15 protein-coding genes and 3 tRNA genes are annotated in these 19,780 nt (G+C 36.2%); 8 read left to right on the top strand and 10 right to left on the bottom strand.

All coding sequences use genetic code 11. From position 1 onward, the window contains the following. Positions 1-267: 267 nt before the first annotated feature. The 4 genes from Q0794_RS12650 to Q0794_RS12635 form a co-directional block, all read right to left on the bottom strand. On the bottom strand, positions 268-1,200 hold the full coding sequence (locus tag Q0794_RS12650; RefSeq protein WP_298942424.1) for a porin: 933 nt from the start codon (positions 1,198-1,200) through the stop codon (positions 268-270). Positions 1,201-4,167: 2,967 nt separating this feature from the next. Next, positions 4,168-4,244, bottom strand: a tRNA-Pro gene (locus Q0794_RS12645). 48 nt (positions 4,245-4,292) lie between these two features. Beyond that, positions 4,293-4,368: transfer RNA gene (locus Q0794_RS12640), tRNA-His, on the bottom strand. A gap of 70 nt (positions 4,369-4,438) precedes the next feature. Beyond that, positions 4,439-4,515 (bottom strand) — tRNA-Arg (locus Q0794_RS12635). Positions 4,516-4,723: 208 nt separating this feature from the next. Here Q0794_RS12635 and rnr point away from each other — a divergent pair. Continuing rightward, a complete protein-coding gene (gene rnr, locus Q0794_RS12630) occupies positions 4,724-7,252 on the top strand; it encodes a ribonuclease R (protein ID WP_298942421.1) in 2,529 nt (842 codons plus the stop codon). 126 nt (positions 7,253-7,378) lie between these two features. Continuing rightward, positions 7,379-8,119 carry a 23S rRNA (guanosine(2251)-2'-O)-methyltransferase RlmB gene (gene rlmB / locus Q0794_RS12625; protein WP_025563299.1) on the top strand — a complete coding sequence of 247 codons (741 nt, stop codon included), beginning with the start codon at positions 7,379-7,381 and terminating at the stop codon, positions 8,117-8,119. Positions 8,120-8,305: 186 nt separating this feature from the next. Here the strand turns inward: rlmB and Q0794_RS12620 are convergent, their stop codons facing one another. Continuing rightward, complete coding sequence (locus Q0794_RS12620; RefSeq protein WP_298942417.1) at positions 8,306-9,571, bottom strand: DUF481 domain-containing protein; 1,266 nt, start codon at positions 9,569-9,571, stop codon at positions 8,306-8,308. Positions 9,572-10,124: 553 nt separating this feature from the next. On the opposite strand from Q0794_RS12620, the gene rpsF reads away from it, so the two are divergent. From rpsF to rplI, 4 genes are read left to right on the top strand one after another with little or no spacing between them, the layout of a single operon-like run. Further along, positions 10,125-10,532, top strand: a complete 408-nt coding sequence (gene rpsF, locus Q0794_RS12615) for a 30S ribosomal protein S6 (protein ID WP_025563297.1) — start codon at positions 10,125-10,127, stop codon at positions 10,530-10,532. Between the two features lie 8 nt (positions 10,533-10,540). Then, positions 10,541-10,846 (top strand): primosomal replication protein N, encoded by a 306-nt coding sequence (gene priB / locus Q0794_RS12610; RefSeq protein WP_025563296.1) that lies wholly within the window; start codon positions 10,541-10,543, stop codon positions 10,844-10,846. A gap of 9 nt (positions 10,847-10,855) precedes the next feature. Beyond that, entirely contained in the window at positions 10,856-11,083 is a 228-nt protein-coding gene (rpsR, locus tag Q0794_RS12605; RefSeq protein ID WP_160063801.1) for a 30S ribosomal protein S18, read from the top strand. A gap of 16 nt (positions 11,084-11,099) precedes the next feature. Continuing rightward, a complete protein-coding gene (rplI, locus tag Q0794_RS12600; RefSeq protein WP_298942406.1) occupies positions 11,100-11,552 on the top strand; it encodes a 50S ribosomal protein L9 in 453 nt (150 codons plus the stop codon). A gap of 488 nt (positions 11,553-12,040) precedes the next feature. Here the strand turns inward: rplI and Q0794_RS12595 are convergent, their stop codons facing one another. The 3 genes from Q0794_RS12595 to Q0794_RS12585 all read right to left on the bottom strand — a co-directional run bounded on the left by Q0794_RS12595 (position 12,041) and on the right by Q0794_RS12585 (position 15,385). Then, entirely contained in the window at positions 12,041-12,709 is a 669-nt protein-coding gene (locus Q0794_RS12595; RefSeq protein ID WP_298942405.1) for a response regulator, read from the bottom strand. A 270-nt stretch (positions 12,710-12,979) separates the two neighbouring features. Next, positions 12,980-14,464, bottom strand: coding sequence for an ATP-binding protein (locus Q0794_RS12590; RefSeq protein WP_298942401.1), 1,485 nt, complete (start codon positions 14,462-14,464; stop codon positions 12,980-12,982). 633 nt (positions 14,465-15,097) lie between these two features. Next, positions 15,098-15,385: an EF-hand domain-containing protein gene (locus Q0794_RS12585; protein WP_298942400.1), complete on the bottom strand. Its 288-nt coding sequence runs from the start codon at positions 15,383-15,385 to the stop codon at positions 15,098-15,100. 215 nt (positions 15,386-15,600) lie between these two features. On the opposite strand from Q0794_RS12585, the gene Q0794_RS12580 reads away from it, so the two are divergent. After that, the gene (locus Q0794_RS12580) at positions 15,601-16,065 is read left to right on the top strand and encodes a GAF domain-containing protein (RefSeq protein WP_298942398.1); all 465 of its coding nucleotides are present in this window, start codon (positions 15,601-15,603) and stop codon (positions 16,063-16,065) included. 345 nt (positions 16,066-16,410) lie between these two features. Here the strand turns inward: Q0794_RS12580 and Q0794_RS12575 are convergent, their stop codons facing one another. Then, positions 16,411-17,160: a hypothetical protein gene (locus Q0794_RS12575; RefSeq protein ID WP_298942396.1), complete on the bottom strand. Its 750-nt coding sequence runs from the start codon at positions 17,158-17,160 to the stop codon at positions 16,411-16,413. A gap of 84 nt (positions 17,161-17,244) precedes the next feature. Here Q0794_RS12575 and Q0794_RS12570 point away from each other — a divergent pair, with 84 nt between their 5' ends. Then, positions 17,245-17,619, top strand: a complete 375-nt coding sequence (locus tag Q0794_RS12570; protein WP_298942394.1) for a hypothetical protein — start codon at positions 17,245-17,247, stop codon at positions 17,617-17,619. A gap of 549 nt (positions 17,620-18,168) precedes the next feature. On the opposite strand, the gene lysS is transcribed toward Q0794_RS12570, so the two are convergent. After that, positions 18,169-19,686 (bottom strand): lysine--tRNA ligase, encoded by a 1,518-nt coding sequence (lysS, locus tag Q0794_RS12565; protein ID WP_298942392.1) that lies wholly within the window; start codon positions 19,684-19,686, stop codon positions 18,169-18,171. Positions 19,687-19,780: the final 94 nt, after the last annotated feature.

Genomic DNA, 19,780 nt, shown 5'->3' with positions numbered 1-19,780 from the left:
CTAGGAAGTTAAAAATAAGAGGCTTAGGTAATGAAACTTTATGAAATATGAAGTATGAGGTAAGACGTTCAAAAATTTAGATTAATGACTAATGACTAATGAAAGATAAGATCAAATAAAGCGCTATAAACAAAAAACTGCTTATCCGTATTGAAACGAATAAACAGTTTTTTTATTTTATTAATATAATTGAGTATTAATTTAAGTTTTTGCTATAAACAACCTAGCTAAACAATAATCTAATATCCTTTTATTAATAAAGCTATCTTAGAAGCTTACAGCCATACCAGCGTAGTAACCTACTTCAGAATCATCTTTGTCGTTGCTACCAACTTCAACATAAGTTGTTACATTGCTGTTGAATGCGTAACCAACGTTTGCAAAGTAAGTATTAAATTGATCATCAGGACCGTCTGTATCTGTGATTGACCAACCACCAGATACAAATGCTTTATCCATTGAGTAAACAGCAGCTAAACCAAAGTTAGTTAAATCGTCAGCATCTGTTAAACCATTTGTAGTACCAGCAGTTGCTTCTAAAGATAGAGCGTCAATTGCATAACGCGCTTCTAGAATTACACTTGTAGAATCTTCGCTACCAACAGTTGTTTTACCTAGGTAAGCAGTTAAATCAAGTGCGTCAAGACGTACACCTAATTTAGCATCGATAGATTCAACATTATCAGAAAGCTCACCTGTATTTAATAGGTATGAAATACCACCGTAGTAGTTGCCTTTATCAACAGTGTATTTAACAACTTGACGACCGCCATAATAATCATCATCCGCAGTACCATAGCCACTCTCAATACCTAGCTCGAAATCATTACCGATACCGATATCATCAGAGATAGTTACTTGCTTACCCATAGTAAGCGTACCCCATTGTGCAGAGCTAAGACCTACGTAAGCATCATCTAAATTAACTTGAGCAACGCCATCATCTTCATCTTCACCAGTAATCGAAACAACACCAATAGCCGTTAAGTCTTCACCCACTTTATAGCCAACTTGAAGACCAAAGTCTGCATCATCAAGTTTAATCATTTTAGCTGAACCGTCAGCAGTGCCTTTACCTGCTTGAACTTCAACGTCACCGTACACGTCTAATGTCATACCATCAGCATCATATACAGTTGCACTGTGTGCAGATACTGCGAATAAAGAAGTAAGCATTGTTGCTAATATTGTTTTTTTCATTTTCCATCACCTTGTGGCTATTGATATAATAATTGAGTCCTTAAATACTTAAATACTTTAGCGTTAACAACGCGTCACAGTGTTTTAAGCGCAAAATAAAATTACCACACAAAACTGATGGCTGAAATAGGAAACATAGTTATATGACGAAACATCACAAAAAAATTGGGATTAAAGAAAGGCAATGTGACATAGATCTCAAAAAAGAGTGAAATTAAAAGGAGGATAAAGCGGTCAATGTTGCATTTTTTTCCTTTTAAAAGAAAAAACAGACTAAATATTGAACTTTATTAGTATTACTAATAACCGTACGGACTAACAAAAAATAACTTAAATGGGAACATACGCATAAACATAATCAATAGATCACTTCCATAACGTTAATATTGTATCGATGCAGCCTATAAATTATTTTAATTTATCTACTATTTAATAAATTTAATTATTCAATCATGTGAATAGAAATCCTTTTTAATTATCATAAATACATTCTAGACGCTTTTATCAAACCTGCCCATTTTACTTCATTTTTAATAACCAGATGAATATAGACAACACAACGAAAAATAATTCGCTAAAACGAAACAAGTAAAAAATGCTCGATGATGAAAATACTGATGATATGAACTCCCTCTTATATTTATTTTTACAACAATAGATCAAAGTTCAAACTATATAGCGCAGTTAGCTTTAGAAGTATCATCAAGCATATAAAGCATTAATGGTTTATATAGAGAATGTAATTCAATAATTCGCTATAAAAGTAAAGCAGTTGTTAGGGTAATAGAGACTCGTTTCATATTGTTGTTTATTGTAGAGGTACTTTCATTGATAAATACAATACTCAACGCCAGATTAACCTTAGATATAAATAACCTCAGTTCCGGATAAGAAAGCGATACAACACCACTATTTGAGCGAATTTCTTCGTTAAATTATTTCCCAATAACCAGTTATTGCTTCAACAATTTGCCTTGAACTACGCACAACTAGCAGTATTGTATAATAAATTATTATAACTATATGATTTCAAATAACCTTTCGCTTCCGTTAACCAGAATTGACGTTAAATAGTATTAAAGTAATTATCTTGTAGTAGCGCATCTAGCTGTAAATGAATGAAACCCTGTATAAAGTCTGAATATACAAACTTATGACATTAATCCTCTAATCCTCTAATTAGCCTTACACCTGAAACTAAAACATGCGAACCATCCATCATATCCATAAAGATAATAGAAAAATAAAAATTTTTACTCTTATTACTATCGTGATTATTACCATCATGATTATAGAGTTCTTAATGCACCTTCATGCTGCATTAAAGTACGGAGTGACGAATACAGTCGTTTGTTATAAGCAGAAACCTACTTCGACTTTTGTTTTAATATTCAGGTTTTAGTTTACAGAGGTTGGGGCTGACCTTGGCGCATGGCGAATTAGGTAACAGCCTAATGTCATGGTGGAAGAACTTTACGAATTCTGTTTTTAACTTACAAAAATTAATGGGTTAACTTTCAACTTAACCGCATACATCAACTTATAGATTACAAAACGATACCTACCACTGCGCCATATAACTGTAAAACTTACAGTCTTTAAACCCTCTCCATATTTCACATAAATTAAAATTTCAAATATATACAGATACCTTAATGTTTTAAGACGTTGTAGTTTCTTTAATGTAGTTCGTAATGAAAAATGCCAAACCAGTAAATACCCTAGATTCTTTATTAGAGATTCATCAATGCAAAAAGCCCGCAACATTTTGCAACTTAGATTCAAATGTTGCAGGCTTTTCTATGTGTGGTCGTTGATAGATGGAGCAGCGATAAAGCGGCAGCTTTGTGTATGAGCAGTTCTTTAAGATCAAACCATTAAAAGAAGGTTTTTCAGAAGTTAAAAATGCAAAAGGCCGTAACATTTTGCAATGTAACGGGGTTTCTATATGTGGTCGGTGATAGACGGAGCGAACAAGCGACAGCTTGGTGTCTGAGCAATCCTGTAAGGTCAAACCATTGAAAGAAAATCTTAAAGGTCAGAAACGAAAAAATCCGCTTAACTCAAAGAGCTAAGCGGATTCTTAAATGTGGTCGGTGATAGATGGAGCGAAAAAGCGGCAGCTTTGTGTATGAGCAGTTCTTTAAGGTCAAACCATTGAAAGAAGGCTTTTCAGAAGTGAAAAATGTAAAAGGCCGCAACATTTTGCAATGTTACGGCCTTCTTAATGTAGTCGGTGATAGATGGAGCGAACAAGCGACAGCTTGGTGTCTGAGTAATCCTGTAAGGTCAAACCACTGAAAGAAAACCTTAAAGGTCAGAAACGAAAAAATCCGCTTAACTCAAAGAGCTAAGCGGATTCTTAAATGTGGTCGGTGATAGATGGAGCGAACAAGCGACAGCTTGGTGTCTGAGCAATCTTGTAAGGTCAAACCATTGAAAGAAGGGTTTTCTATATGTGGTCGGTGATAGACGGAGCGAACAAGCGACAGCTTGGTGTCTGAGCAATCTTGTAAGGTCAAACCATTGAAAGAAAACCTTAAAGGTCAGAAACGAAAAAATCCGCTTAACTCAAAGAGCTAAGCGGATTCTTAAATGTGGTCGGTGATAGATGGAGCGAACAAGCGACAGCTTGGTGTCTGAGCAATCCTGTAAGGTCAAACCATGAAAGAAAATCTTAAAGGCCATAAACGAAAAAAATCCGCTTAACTCGTTAGAGCTAAGCGGATTCTTAAATGTGGTCGGTGATAGATGGAGCGATAAAGCGGCAGCTTTGTGTATGAGCAGTTCTTTAAGATCAAACCATTAAAAGAAGGGTTTTCTATATGTGGTCGGTGATAGACGGAGCGAACAAGCGACAGCTTGGTGTCTGAGCAATCTTGTAAGGTCAAACCATTGAAAGAAAACCTTAAAGACCATAAACGAAAAAATCCGCTTAACTCAAAGAGCTAAGCGGATTCTTAAATGTGGTCGGTGATAGAGGATTCGAACCTCTGACCCTCTGGTCCCAAACCAGATGCGCTACCAAGCTGCGCTAATCACCGAGACGTATTTACAGTTTGTTTCTGTTTCAATTTTACATCGAGAAAAGATGGGGCGAATGACGGGGTTTGAACCCGCGACAACCGGAATCACAATCCGGGGCTCTACCAACTGAGCTACATCCGCCACTATAACAACTAAAGAACTTCTATACATCCGTAATATTACTTTTTAAAACAATTGCTTCTCAGAGTAATGGTGCACCAGACAGGATTCGAACCTGTGGCCTTTGCCTCCGGAGGGCAACGCTCTATCCAGCTGAGCTACGGGTGCTCACGTCTTTAGCGTGGCGCGGATAATACTGAACACAGTAAAAGCTGTCTAGTCTTTTTTGCATTTTTTTTGCTAAAATGGTTCTGCTTGCTTAATCGATAACCAATTTGGCTAAAAAATAAAAAAAACCGCCTTTTATTGATTAATCCAAAGCTTTGAATGATTTTCAGATATACTTTAACTAATTGCCTTATAAAGAGTTCCAAATATGACCCTAGATCCTACTGTAGATCAAGAACCCAAAACTTATGAACACCCTGTACCTGATCGCGAATTTATTTTAGCTTTCATTGAGAAGCACGGTAAACCAATCACACGTGATGCGATGTTTAAAGCATTCTCACTTAGCAGCGAAGAAGAAGCTGAAGGCCTACGTCGCCGTTTAAAAGCGATGGAACGTGATGGCCAATTAATTTGGTGCCGCAATGCAACGTATCAGATACCCGATAAACTTGACCTTGCAACGGGTAAAGTGATCGGCCATAAAGATGGTTTTGGTTTCTTAAAAACAGAAGATGATAGTAAAGACCTTTTCTTACCTAATCACCAAATGCGTTTCCTATTTCACGGAGACACTATATTAGCGCAACCTGTTAAGGTTGATTCACGTGGTCGAACTGAAGCACGTTTTGTGCGTTTAGTAGAAGCACGCAAAGAAACGATTGTTGGTCGTTACTTTGTAGAAGATGGTGTTTCATCCGTTGTACCTGATGATTCTCGTATTAATCAAGAAATTACTATTAGTAAAGAAAACAATGGCGGCGCTCGTCATGGACAAATAGTCGTTGTTGAAATTATACAACGTCCTAAAGCCCGTTTTACTGCAACCGGTAAAATCACAGAAGTACTCGGTCAAGATATGGAACCGGGTATGGAAGTTGAAATCGCCCTTCGTACACATGATATTCCACACGAATGGCCAGAAGGTTTAGACAAAGAACTTGAACCGTTTGGTGAATTTGTACCTGAAGAAGCTAAAAAAGGTCGTGTTGATCTACGTGACTTACCATTAGTGACCATTGATGGCGAAGATGCGCGTGACTTTGATGATGCTGTTTTCTGTCAAAAAGAACCTGGTGGCGGTTGGCGTTTATGGGTAGCGATTGCAGATGTAAGCTCTTACGTTCGCACGGGCACTATCCTAGATAAAGAAGCGGTTAATCGTGGTAACTCTGTTTATTTCCCAGATCAAGTTATCCCAATGTTACCTGAGGTGTTATCAAACGGCTTATGTTCTTTAAACCCACAAGTTGACCGTCTCTGTATGGTTAGCGAAATGGTGATTGGACAAGATGGTCACTTAAAAGATTATAAATTCTACGAAGCGGTAATGAACTCTCATGCGCGTTTCACTTACACAAAAGTAGCCTCTATTTTAAAAGGTGATGAAGCATTACGTGAACAATACTCACCATTAGTACCGCATTTAGAAGAGTTAGAGAACCTTTATAAAGCCTTCAAAAAAGCGCGTAAAATCCGTGGTGGAATGGAATTTGAAACGTTAGAAGTCCGTTTCTTATTTAATGAAGCACGTAAAATTGATGCGATTGTGCCACTGGTACGTAACGATGCGCATAAGATCATTGAAGAATGTATGATCCAAGCGAATGTCGCTTCAGCACGTTTCATCGAGTCTGCCGGCGCTTCTGCATTATTCCGCGTTCATGAAACACCAAGTGAAGAAAAACTAGCTAACTTCCGTTCTTTCTTAGGTGAATTAGGCTTGAGCCTTAACGGTGGTGAAAAACCTGCACCGCGTGATTACGCTGATTTAGCTGAAACCTTTGCAGAACGTGATGATAAAGAACTATTACAAACCATGCTATTGCGCTCAATGAAGCAAGCGGTTTATCAAGACGAAAACCTAGGCCACTTTGGTTTAGCGTTAGAAGAATACGCTCACTTTACATCGCCAATTCGTCGTTACCCTGATTTGATTTTACATCGAGCTATTAAGTACTTAGTCGCCCATCAAGCTAACAATCAATTAAAAGCGAAATGGACTGAAACGGGTGGTTATAACTACCAAAGTGAAGAAGTTAGTCAATTAGGTGAACATTGCTCAATGACCGAACGTCGTGCTGATGATGCGACTCGTGATGTCGCTGATGCGCTTAAATGTGAATACATGCAGGATCATATTGGCGATACGATGGTCGGCACCATTGCGGCAGTCACTAACTTTGGTTTCTTTGTGCGTCTGAATGACATTCATATTGATGGTTTAGTACATGTTACTGGCTTGATTTCTGATTACTATATCTTTGATGCTGGCAAGCAAACGCTGAAAGGTGAACGCACAGGCCGTATTTATCGCATTGGTGATGTATTAGAAGTGAAAGTATTATCAGTTAATTTAGACGATAAGAAAATTGACTTTGAACTAGCAGATGAAGCGGTAGCTGGGCAACGTAAACGTGCTCGTAAACCAGAAGGTAAAGGTTCAGATCGCCCTATCGACAGACGTTCACGTAATAAAGAAAAAATCCAAGCCAACGCTAAAGTAAACAATAAAACAAGTGACAAGCGTGATGCTAAGCCAACTGAAAAATTAACAGAAGAAGAGTTATTAGCGAAACGAAAAGCGGCTAACAAGCAAAAGAAAAAGCCTCAACGCAAAGTCGCTCAAGGTGAAAAGAATACCGCTTCTTCTAAAAAGAAGAAAACGACGTCTAAAACAAAACGTCCAGGTCGTGCAGCTCGCTCTAAAGCAAAAGCGAGTAACACTAAAGCATAAGCCCTTATTCATAAAGGTGATGTACAGTACTTAACCGTAAGATTAAGGCATAGACTGACATAACAATAGAATAGTGATGACAGGTGAAGCTCTTTGCTTCACCTTTTTTATAAAGAGATAAGTAACATGAGTAAAAGTGAAATTATTTACGGTATGCACGCCGTTGATGCCCTATTAGAAAAACAACCAGAACGTGTTATTGAGATTTATGCCTTAAAGGGGCGTGATGATGAACGTTTAAATGACGTGCTTAACAAAGCGAAAGAATGGGGTGTATCAGTACAGTTCATGCAACGTAAAGCATTAGATGAAAAGTCTGATGGTGAGCAGCACCAAGGTATTATGGCTCGCGTAAAAACATTGAAAGTATTAACTGACAATGATTTAGAGCCTATTTTAGCAGCATTAGATGTTCCACCATTCCTATTAATTTTAGATGGCGTGACAGACCCACACAACTTAGGTGCTTGTTTACGAAGTGCAGAAGCGGCTGGTGTACATGCAGTCATTATCCCTAAAGATAATTCAGCAAGTTTAACGCCTGTTGTGCGTAAAGTGGCTTGTGGTGCAGCAGAATCGATTCCATTAATCCATGTGACGAACCTAGCGCGTGCAATGCGCAGTTTACAAGATAAAGGTATCTGGATTTATGGGACTGCTGGTGAAGCTGAACAAAGCCTTTATGACTGCAAATTAGAAAGCGGTATGGCACTCGCAATGGGCGCCGAGGGCAAGGGTTTACGTCGTTTAACGCGTGAGCATTGTGATGAACTAATTAAATTGCCAATGGCAGGTGCTGTTTCAAGTTTGAATGTGTCTGTTGCAACAGGCATTTGTTTGTTCGAAGTAGTACGTCAACGCCGATAAAATAGGTCAATCTAAACAACCTATTAATAAATAACCAGAAAGTAAACCGCACCCTTTCTGGTTATTAACATTTTCAAATACTTAGAAATAGATCACTTATAGTTAGTCTAATCAACAAAATAACTTGTCAAAAATCACTTAATAAATAATACCTTCAATTTCGTCCTCTGAGGCTACATCCTTATACTAAAATGCATATTGAAGATTCAAACCAGTGGACAGCTCATCGTTTTCTGTTTCGTCCGATACATTTTGATTGTATTTATAATTGATATCAAAGATTAAATATAATCGTTGACGTATTCTGTTTTGCGCTTTAAATTCAGCTTCATAAACACTGTTTTTATGCCCAAACTCAAATACCGTACCTAGCGTGACCTGTAAACTGTCAGTTACGATCCTTTCATAATTCAATTTTGTTCGCACAATAAATTCATTATAAGAAACCACATCTTCACCGTCATTAGGCTCAGCTAGTTTATAACCAGGTCCAATTTCAGTATTAAATTTATGATTATTTTCATTAAAGAAAATATGACCGTAACCTGTTGTGTAGGTATCTTCTTTTTCATATGAATCAGATTGACTGCGCTGAATATCACTACGAACAAAGATCGAGTTAACGGGATCTAAATTATAATTACCTTGCAACTGCCAACGCCAATCGTTTTCAGTCTCATCGTCTTCTTCATCTTCAAACTCAAACTTAATATCACTATTGATATTATATTGATCAACAACGTTGTAATCTAAAATTAAGCGACCTTCCGCCGTTTTTGTCAGGTCATCATCGTCTTCATAATCAAAGCCAAACTCTACCGCACCCGTTAAGTTATTCACTTTTAGGGTCGCCTCTTCATTACTGTCGACGATATCTGTCTTGATGTTATTTGTTTGAACCGCGACATCAATAAACTCAGCATCAGAAATAGCACTTTCACCTTGTGCTGTTTTCTTGGTTTTTAACAAATCAGGCTTTTGATCAATCGACGTTTTAATTTGGTCAACAGGCTTACTGAGTAAACTTGCATGTTTTAAAAGCTCTTTTTGCAGTGCATCATTAAGTTGTTTCCCACGTTTAAGGCTTTCGGCTAAATGTGACTCTTGGATATTAACTTGGTTATCTAAGCTAGAGACTTTATCTTCCAGCTGTTGATTATATTCAGTTAAAGAAGCAAGTTTAGTCTCTAATAACGTCTGATTTTGCTGCTTTTGATTAGATTTTTTTAATTCAATTTGTAACTGTTTTTGTAATTCTTCTATTTTTTGTTGTGCTTCTGTTTGATAATTTATAACAGCGAGGGTTTCTGCAGCGGTTAAATTTAATAAAATATCATCCATGGTGATCGGCTTCGCTTCTTCAACCTTTTTATTAGCAGTAACGTCTTCATGAATGTTTTCATCCTCTATTAAAGCAGGATTTTCTATTGCAATAGGTTCTTCAGGATCCATAAAAAACCAAGCATTAGCACTAAAAACGACAAGGTTAATAATTAAGATGTAAAAGAATGGGGAATTCAATAAAATCAGCTCATTTATGTCATTTAAGAAAAGGGTATTTTATGTTGTTAAGCTATAGATGCAAACGATCAATAAAAGTTCCCAATAATATATCAATTACGTAAAATAGGTGCTCTAAATTTTGCGCAGGGAAAATGACTTAGTTTAAAGCGTAAATTAAGGCCTTTCGAAAATTAACATCGTTAATCGTCTGTCGGAGAATTAACTAAAAAATATTAATTCCCTAATGGTTGTTCCCTTTACGAAATTTACAACGATGAACTACGTTAGTTTAACAAGTAAAATGGTTCTGTTAATGAGTGTGATTGGTATTATTAAACTCATATTATTTTTTATTCGCTATATTGCTTTTGTTGCTTGCGTAAGTTGACTCTAAATTGTACAATCTGCCGCCTTAAATCAGCCACCCTTTTTGTTCCTTGCTTCTACTTGGTACGGCTGAGCCAAATTAAGAAGCTACTAACCCGTAAGGAGCGATTTTTATATGCGTCATTATGAAATCGTATTTATGGTTCACCCAGATCAGAGTGAACAAGTTAATGGTATGATCGAGCGTTACACTACTTCTATCACAGAAGCAGGTGGTACTGTTCATCGTCTAGAAGACTGGGGCCGTCGTCAACTGGCTTACCCAATCAACAAACTACACAAAGCACACTATGTTCTTATGAATATTGAAGCTGAGCAAAAAGTAATCGATGATTTGGAAACTGCTTTCCGTTTCAACGATGCTGTGATCCGCAACATGATCATGCGTACTAAATCTGCTGTAACTGAAGCATCTGTAGTGGCTAAAGCAAAAGAAGAACGTGTTGAACGTGCTCCTCGTGCTCCACGTCCAGATTTTGATGCTGCACCAGCTGCGCCTGCTGCAACAGAAGCTGAAGCATAAGAAACTGAGTGACTGATAACTTTTTGCAACTTACAGGTATCGTAACTGAAAAGCCGATACATAAAACAAGCCCTAGTGGTATTGAACACTGTAACCTGACGATAGAACATCGTTCAGTGCAAGAAGAAGCTGGATTGCCACGCAATACATATTGTTATATGCCAATTGCAACAAGTGGACCATTAGCAAGTCAGTTGAAAAATAAATTATCGAAAGGCATGCAAATTAAAGTAAGTGGTTTTATCACTTACCACCAAAGCAAGAGTAATCTTGGTAAATTGGTGTTACATGCTCAGTACATAGAACAAATTTAAGGAACTACCATGGCTCGTTATTTTCGCCGTCGTAAATTCTGTCGATTCACAGCAGAAAATGTTGTTGAGATTGATTACAAAGACGTTGTTACATTAAAGAACTACATCACTGAAAGTGGTAAAATCGTACCTAGCCGTATTACTGGCACATGTGCAAAATACCAACGCCAACTAGCGCGCGCTATCAAACGTGCACGTTACTTGTCGCTTTTACCTTACACAGATTTACACAAGTAAATAGGAGCTATATATTATGGAAATTATTCTACAAGATACAGTTGCTAACCTTGGTAAACTTGGCGATAAAGTTAATGTTAAAGCAGGTTACGCACGTAACTTTCTTTTCCCACAGCAAAAAGCTGTACCAGCAAACAAAGCAAACTTAGAAGCTTTTGAAGCACGTCGTGCTGAATTAGAAGCTAAGCAAGCTGCTAACCTAGCTGCTGCTCAAGCACGTGGTGAAGCTATCTCTGCATTAGAAGCGGTTGTTATCACTTCTAAAGCTGGTGATGCTGGTAAACTATTCGGTTCAATCGGTACGCGTGATATTGCTGATGCAATCACTGCTGCTGGTGTAGCTGTAGCTAAAAGTGAAGTTCGTCTTCCTGAAGGCGCTTTACGTTTAACTGGTTCTTACGAGATTACTGTTACAGTACACTCTGATGTAACTTCAGTTGTAAACCTTGAGGTTGTTGAAGCTGAGTAATCAGTGACAATATCTTAATGTTAAAAAATACCTGCTTTCGAGTGGGTATTTTTTTGCCTAAAATTTAAGAAAAGCATATCGAATTATTTAATGCGAGGTTAGTCAATAAAGATGTTTATTCAGATTTGTTATGGAAGCCTTGTGATAGCAATCATACCGATCATACTAATTAACTGATCTATTTAACTTGTCACAATAATTGTTTCTTCGTTGTAAGTTTCACAAAGGAAGCAACCATTAAATTATTAATACCTTTTGGTTGATTCTCGACAGGCTATTAACGAAGTTATATCGTCGAAAGTCCTCAATTTACGCCTTAAGTTAAGTTATTTTTCTTCCACAAAATAAAACCATTATTTAATGTAATCGGTATTTGAAATACAAGACTATGTATTATGCAGTGATGGGCTATTCATAAGGGCTTGGATTAAAATAGGCTTGCTTTACCAATCTAATAGCAATCTTACCCTCATAAAAACGAATTATTTTTAAGCTAAGACTAGACGATAACCGGCGCCGTATACTGACTGAATTAAATCTTCACCTTCACTAATTATAATTAACTTTTTTCTTAATTTTTTAATATGGCTATCGATAGTGCGATTGTTAACAATACGGTCATCTGAATACATATTTTGCATCAACTGCTCGCGTGTAAAAATCCGGCTAGGCTTATTCGCTAAAGGTTTAAGCAATTGGAACTCAACGGATGTTAATACAACAGTATTACGTTTAAAACTTACCGTTAAATGGTTTTCATCTAATAAAAAGTCAGGACTCAGTATATTCACTGAGTGCGTTCTTCTTAACACTGCTTTTACTCTAGCGACCACTTCTCTAGGGCTAAAAGGCTTACAGATATAATCATCAGCACCTAAATCTAACCCTAACAATCGGTCTAATTCATCTACTTTTGCTGAAACCATTAAAATAGGGACATTTGAAAACTGACGTATCTCTTGGCACAAGGTGATGCCATCTTTACCGGGTAACATGATGTCCAATAAAATAACACTTGGTTTGTTGCTTTTAACCCAAGCAATAACATCATCACCGTTATCTATTATATGGGGAACATATTCTGTTAATTTAAAATAGTCTGCTAATAAATTAGCAAGCTTAATTTCATCCTCTACAATAAGTATGGAATTTGACACTGATTGTTCCCCATTATATTAATAGTAATCTAGCTAAGGTTATGGTCTGAATTTTATACAGAAAAATAGCGTAATTTCAAAAGTAATTTAATCCTTTATCATTGAATTAAATATGTTTAATTCTACAATGGCTATTCCATTTACCAAATTTACAATTCTGTAATAAGTCACTTTAATTAGAGATTAGTTCTGTTAATTATTAAGCTTCTCTCATTCTACTTTAATGTAGTTTCAATAAGTGGACAAATAATGCTGATTGATAGAAAAATATTATTTCTGCAGTGGTAGCTCAATAATAATCCCCAACCCTCCTAAGTCGGATGCTATCGCTTTAATACTACCCTGATGTGCCGTAACGATATGTGCACAAATGGATAATCCAAGACCCGCCCCACCCATTTTACGATTTCTTGAGTTTTCAACACGATATAAGTATTCAAAAAGATGATGTAAGTGCTGTTCTTCTACACCCACGCCATTATCTTCAACTTTAATACGTACGATACTCCCCGTTATGACAGAGTCTATCTCGACTGAGATTTTAACAATGCTAGCCGCCGAATATTTAATACTGTTATTAACTAAGTTATCAAATAGTTGACATAACCTTGTGGTATCGGCAAATATGTTGGCATCTGATTTATTATTATCAATAACTAAAGCGATATTAGCCGCCGCCAAATAACCTGTATATTTATCAACTTCTGACTCAAACCATGTACTGATATTGACTGTTTGTTTTCGGTAGTGCATACCGCCTATATCGGCACTCGTTAACTGGTCTAAGTCATCAATAAGATTCTGCAGATGCTTCACTTCGTCATTTGCTGAGTCAATGTATTTCTCATTAATGGGCCTGACGCCATCTAACATCGCTTCTAATTCACCACGTAAGATCGCAACAGGCGTTCGTAACTCATGAGATATATTGGCAAACCAACGTTTACGTGCATCTTCATTTTCATGTAACGTTAATGCTAACTCATTGAAGTCTCGACTCAACTCTCCCAACTCATCTTTTCTATTAATAGCGATACTTTGCTGATAGTCACCTTGTGTTAATTTATGCATGCCTAAAATAATTTTCTTAATAGGATCGGCTATATGACGAGCTAACGGAAAAGTAATCAAAGTGACTAACATTAAAGTAATGAATGCAATTACCCATAAATAACTTTGTAATTGATCAATAAGGTCTAGTTCATAACCATCTGTTATTTGCTTTTGTTTGGGCACCATTAGCCAACCAACATCCACATCATTGGCATTAATGGGAAGTATATTGTATTCAGTATTTTCATCATGATAACCGGCGATAAGATTTTTATGACGATCAAATAAAGCGAAACTTTCCTGGCCTTCTGGTGGTCGATTATTTTCTACAGGACGTCCATTCCTTTCCATAAAGTGGCCATCTCTTTCCATACCACCAGGTGGGAAATCACGATCCAACAATTCTCTTGGGGGACGGTCAGCTCGCCCTGGAAGTTTTGATACACTAAATTCACCTTGTAGATGTAAAAAAAGTATATCTCCAAACCGTTTATGGTGACCTCTTAAATATTGCCAGCTATCTTGTTTTTTATATTCTTTTTCAAGCTGGGTAACGAGAGGCTTTAAGGCTTCAATATCTTTACTATTAACATAATCAATGACTCCTTTGCCAATGCTCCATTGTATTAACAGTACTAGAGCGCCTACTAATAAAAAGCTAAAGCTAAAAAAGACTAAAAATAATTTATTATGGATTTTCATATAAGTCATCTCATGCTTGTAATACGGTGTTTTTTTAAATTAAGGAAACGATATTAACCCATCTTGCGATTTCACAAGAAATTAACAAGTAGTTAATCATTCAACATACTGAATAAGTAGGTTTTAAAATAATATATACCTGTTAACACTTCCTCTTTCTACCTAGAATCTATTCACATCATCGTTTGGAGAGTTTCGTACCTGAATGGTAAGTCGATATAGAGAAGAATAACTATTGAAGTTTACTTAGTAGGTTCTGCAAGCACATTATAAAAATAAACCCGTTAGTATTTTTAAAGACTAACGGGTTTACCTATAAAATATACTATTACAAAATTATGTAGCAGTATTGATAGTCGAATCACCCTGATCGATACCAATTTCCCATCATAAAGCACAAAGTTAATTTACATTAAAAAGTAATTTACGTTGTACGATATGATGAAGATAAATACGGAGGAGATCTTACGCCTCCTTCCATACTTATTTAGTCATGTGTCTTTCCTTTAAGATCTAGATGGAAAGTACTTATTTTTATTTTTACAGTGACATAATGTAACTGTAAAAAGTATTAATAATATGCAGACAACCTAGCTCAATCAAAATGACTGTTCGCAATAGCTGTCTAAATTATTAATTCTGTGGACGAGGTGGCTTGTGACTACTAAATTCACTTTCAGTAATAACGCCATCGCCATTTGAATCGATTTCATCAAAGATAGTTTGATGATCACCTTGTGGGATTTCTTTAGATGAAAACTCACTAAAACTAATTTCGCCGTCACCATCACTATCGATCGATGAGAAAGCAGGAGGACCACCCTGAGGACGACTTCCTTGATCAGAATCGGCAGCATAACTTTGCCCTATAAAACCAACAGAAAGAGCGAAAGCAAGTAAAACTTTTGAACATTGTTTCATTTAGAAAATCCTATAAGACTAAAACCAAGAACGATAGAATAAACAATGAATGTGTAAAAAATGTGCATAAAAAAAGAATTTTTAATAAAAAGTTCCATTTTATTAAAAAATTTTTTTATTTCTCATTAATCCCTCCTAATCAGACTTAATTCTCTCTTGCGTTAATGATAAAAATATTTATTCTCTCTATATAATTAATTAAGAAGCAGGTAAAAATGAAAACATTAGCCGACTACCAATTACTCACCAAACAAGCCATTGCACTTATAGAAGATGAGAATGACTTAATAGCAAACCTGTCTAATATCAGTGCATTGCTTAATATGAATTTATCCAACATAAATTGGGTAGGTTTTTATTTATTAAAAGGAGACCAACTTGTATTGGGTCCATTCCAAGGTAATGTTGCTTGCGTGCGTATCGACTTAGATAAAGGCGTTTGTGGTAAAGCATTTAGCACTAATACAACTCAACGTATCGCTGACGTGCATGAATTTCCAGGTCATATTGCTTGTGATGCAGCAAGCCAATCAGAAATTGTTGTTCCTATTAATTATAATGGTAAAACGATAGCAGTATTAGATATTGATAGTCCTGTAACAGAACGTTTTAATGAAATAGATGAAGCGGGCTTAAATCACTTTATTGAACAACTACAAGACAAGCTTAGTTTTTCTTAGTCGTTATAAAAACAGAGCTAGGTAGCATATTATTACCTAGCTTACTTACCCTCTCTTCGACAAAAAAATCATTTCACTTTAGTACATCATATTAATACCATCTTCGATAATAAAAATGATTTAGATAGCGTCATATCAACACTATTAAATAAGAGAGCTACATTTTTCACGGAAAAATAACTTCGTTTAAAGCGGAAATTGAGGGCGTTGAAATAGGAACTTCAATATTCGTCTGTCAGGGGAATTAACCAAAAGATATTAATGCTTTGATGATTATCCCTTTGCGACATTTATAACAAGAAAATATATAACAAAAAATAGCCCTGCTAATTAATGTGGTTAATATTAGGCAGTGTCAGCTTTCTCTGTTAATTGTTGTATCCACTCATCCACTGTAATTGAAAATGAACCTGTCATATCTAATTCACGATCTTCCAACACATCAACCTGCGGATTTTTTTTATGCATAAACTCTATCACTTTGTCTCTATGCTCTAATAAAGCAACAATATGCGGCCTAAACAAAATAAACATCGCTGATAACCATTGGTTTACGACTAAGTTAGGGTAAGCATGATCGATACAAAAGCGATCCAATAAGGCAATAGTATCTTTAGCTGAATACCATGTTTGTGCAGAGACCCATCTGTTGACGGCAAAGAAACCAATAGGCAAACCTTCATCATCCATTGAGATGCAAACAAAATGCGCTAATGCTTTATCGTCTAATGGCCATGGCTCTGAGCGCATAAACCCTTCCATCGGCTTAATTGATTCGGGAATGGATGGCGAACGTAAAAAAGTATGGAAATGACCATGTTCAGCCTCTATACCTCGGTGGTTATGATAATAATATTGGCTATGCGTTTCATTGTCATACACATCTTCTTCAGGATAATGGTTTAGCTGATAAAATGTCCCCTGCCCTTTAAGTAATTCACTAACAATATTAATCCCACCTTTATCTAAAAGGCGATGACATTCTTTTACTTTTTTTGCAGCGACTAATAGGCTATCAATATATTCAATTGAACCTAACAAAGGTGCTTCTAGAGGAATATTTTTTTCACAAGCAGACCAGGATATTTTATTCATAATATAAAACTCAATATTAAAAGTGAAAAAAATAAAACAACGCATTCTAGTAAAATGTTATAGCAAAACGTTTATTAGGATGCGTTGTTTTCCGACAATCAATTAACTAATGAAGTACTTATACCAATTAAGTTAAATCATTATGATTGGCATTATTTAGCTGCACAAGGGTTTTTAGCCGCGCAAGGGTTCTTTGCTGCACATGGATTTTTAGCCGCACAAGGATTCTTTGCTGCGCAAGGGTTGCTTTTAATTGCACATGGGTTCTTAACGGCACATGGGTTAACCACTTTAGTCACGTTAGCAGAACAAGGCGAACAGAAAGCATCACAAGAAGCACCGCATCCAGCATATGCAGGATTAATAGTTAAAGCAGCAGTGACAAGACTAGCAGCGATGATAGCAGGTTTATTTTTTAATATTTTTTTCATGGTAATTGACCTTAATATGTTGGGTTAATACGTTATGTTTTAAAAACAAGTTATGAGTAAAAAAGCTGTAAACAACAACTCGTTATTAATTGAATGTAAGTTACTGTCGCTTTAAAAGACCCAGGCCATTTCATGAAAATTTCAAGAAAAACATGAATAAAGATAAGTTTGTTAAGTGCTTTTGATATTGTTTATAAAAAAAATAAGTACTTAATATATAAAGGATATGACAAGAAACTGAGTATTTATTCCTTAACGCATTAAAAATCAATTATTTAAAAGTAAAGCATTTAAAGAAGATGAAACTTAGACATGAATGCTTTCATTTTAATATTCATTAAAATGATGAAATAGCCAATCAGACATAACAGAAATAATTAATGGTATTAATTTTTTTAAATGAGAATGTGGTTCTTTTATGAAAGAAAATAACCATTAAATGAAATATCGGCAATCATTCTCTGCATAAATAACAGGCAAAAAAAAGCCTCGAAAATCGAGGCTTAGTTCTCTTAAATAATAAGCACTAAATAATAAAAGTAATAAGTACTAAATATTAAATAATAAAGTGCACTTATTATTTAGATTGTGGGCGCATGTGTGGGAATAGTAATACGTCACGAATCGTATGGCTGTCAGTAAACAACATCACTAAACGATCGATACCAATACCTTCACCCGCTGTTGGCGGTAAACCGTGCTCTAGTGCAGTGATGTAATCTGCATCGTAGAACATTGCTTCGTCATCACCCGATTCTTTCTGTGCAACTTGGTCCATGAAACGTTGTGCTTGATCTTGTGAGTCGTTTAACTCAGAGAAACCATTGGCTAACTCACGACCACCCACGAAGAACTCAAAACGATCTGTTACGTCTGGGTTATCGTCATTACGACGTGCTAATGGTGATACTTCTGCAGGGTAAGCAGTAATGAACGTTGGTTGCATTAGTTTGTGCTCAGCAGTCTCTTCAAAGATCTCAGTTAAGACTTTACCTTCGCCCCAGCTATCTTTTAAATGAATTTCTAAACGCTTAGCAAGTGCTTGTAAGCCTTCCATGCTATCTAGCTCAGATGCTTCAATACCTTCATTGTATTCAAGGATTGACTCTTTCATTGTTAAGCGAATGAAAGGCTTACCAAAATCAAACGTTTCTTCACCGTATTTAACAATGCTTGAACCTAATACATTTTCTGTAATAGTACGTAACATGTCTTCTGTTAAGTTCATTAGATCAATGTAATCAGCGTAGGCTTGGTAAAACTCAATCATGGTAAATTCAGGGTTATGACGCGTTGAAACACCTTCGTTACGGAAACTACGGTTAATTTCGAATACACGCTCAAAACCACCAACCACTAAACGCTTAAGATTTAATTCTGGTGCAATACGCAAATACATTGGTAAATCTAATGCATTATGAAATGTTTCAAATGGACGTGCAGTTGCGCCACCAGGAATGGCTTGTAACATTGGCGTTTCTACTTCCATGAAATTACGTTCATTTAAGTAAGTACGAATAGCCGTTACGATTTTGTTACGTAAAATAAATGTTTTACGTGATGATTCATTGGCAATTAAGTCAAGGTAACGTTGACGATAACAAGCTTCAGTATCAGATAAACCGTGGAACTTGTCTGGCAATGGACGTAGTGCTTTAGTCAGAATACGGATTTCTGATACTTTAATACTTAGCTCGTCTGTTTTAGTTTTAAATAAAACACCTGTAGCGCCCACAATATCGCCTAAATCCCATTTTTTGAATTCAGTATTGTAAAAACCTTCAGCTAAGTTATCACGTGCAACGTAAACTTGAACTTGACCGCCCATATCTTGAATAGTCGCAAAACTTGCTTTACCCATAATACGACGTGTCATCATACGACCAGCAATGCTCACTTCAATGGCTAACTCTTCTAGCTCTTCTTTACTCTTTTCGTCATAAAGCTTATGCAGTTCATCTGAGATATTTTTACGACGGAAATCATTCGGGAATGCTTGTCCCTTTTCACGCATAGCATCTAATTTTTCTAGACGTGCAGCTAAAATATCGTTCAACTCTTCTTGTGGTGCTTCTGCTTGGTTTTGCTCTGACATGATAGTTCCTATCGGTTTAGTGTCTTACATAATTTGTTTCTAAATGAGCCTTACACAAAATACGTTAGTGTAAAGCTTCTACTATTTGCTTTAT

It is taken from the genome of uncultured Psychromonas sp., from assembly GCF_947489755.1.
In the GTDB taxonomy this organism is placed as follows: Bacteria; Pseudomonadota; Gammaproteobacteria; order Enterobacterales; family Psychromonadaceae; genus Psychromonas.
Note: the sequence above shows the minus strand (reverse complement) of the source record. Positions and strands in the feature narration are given on the sequence as shown.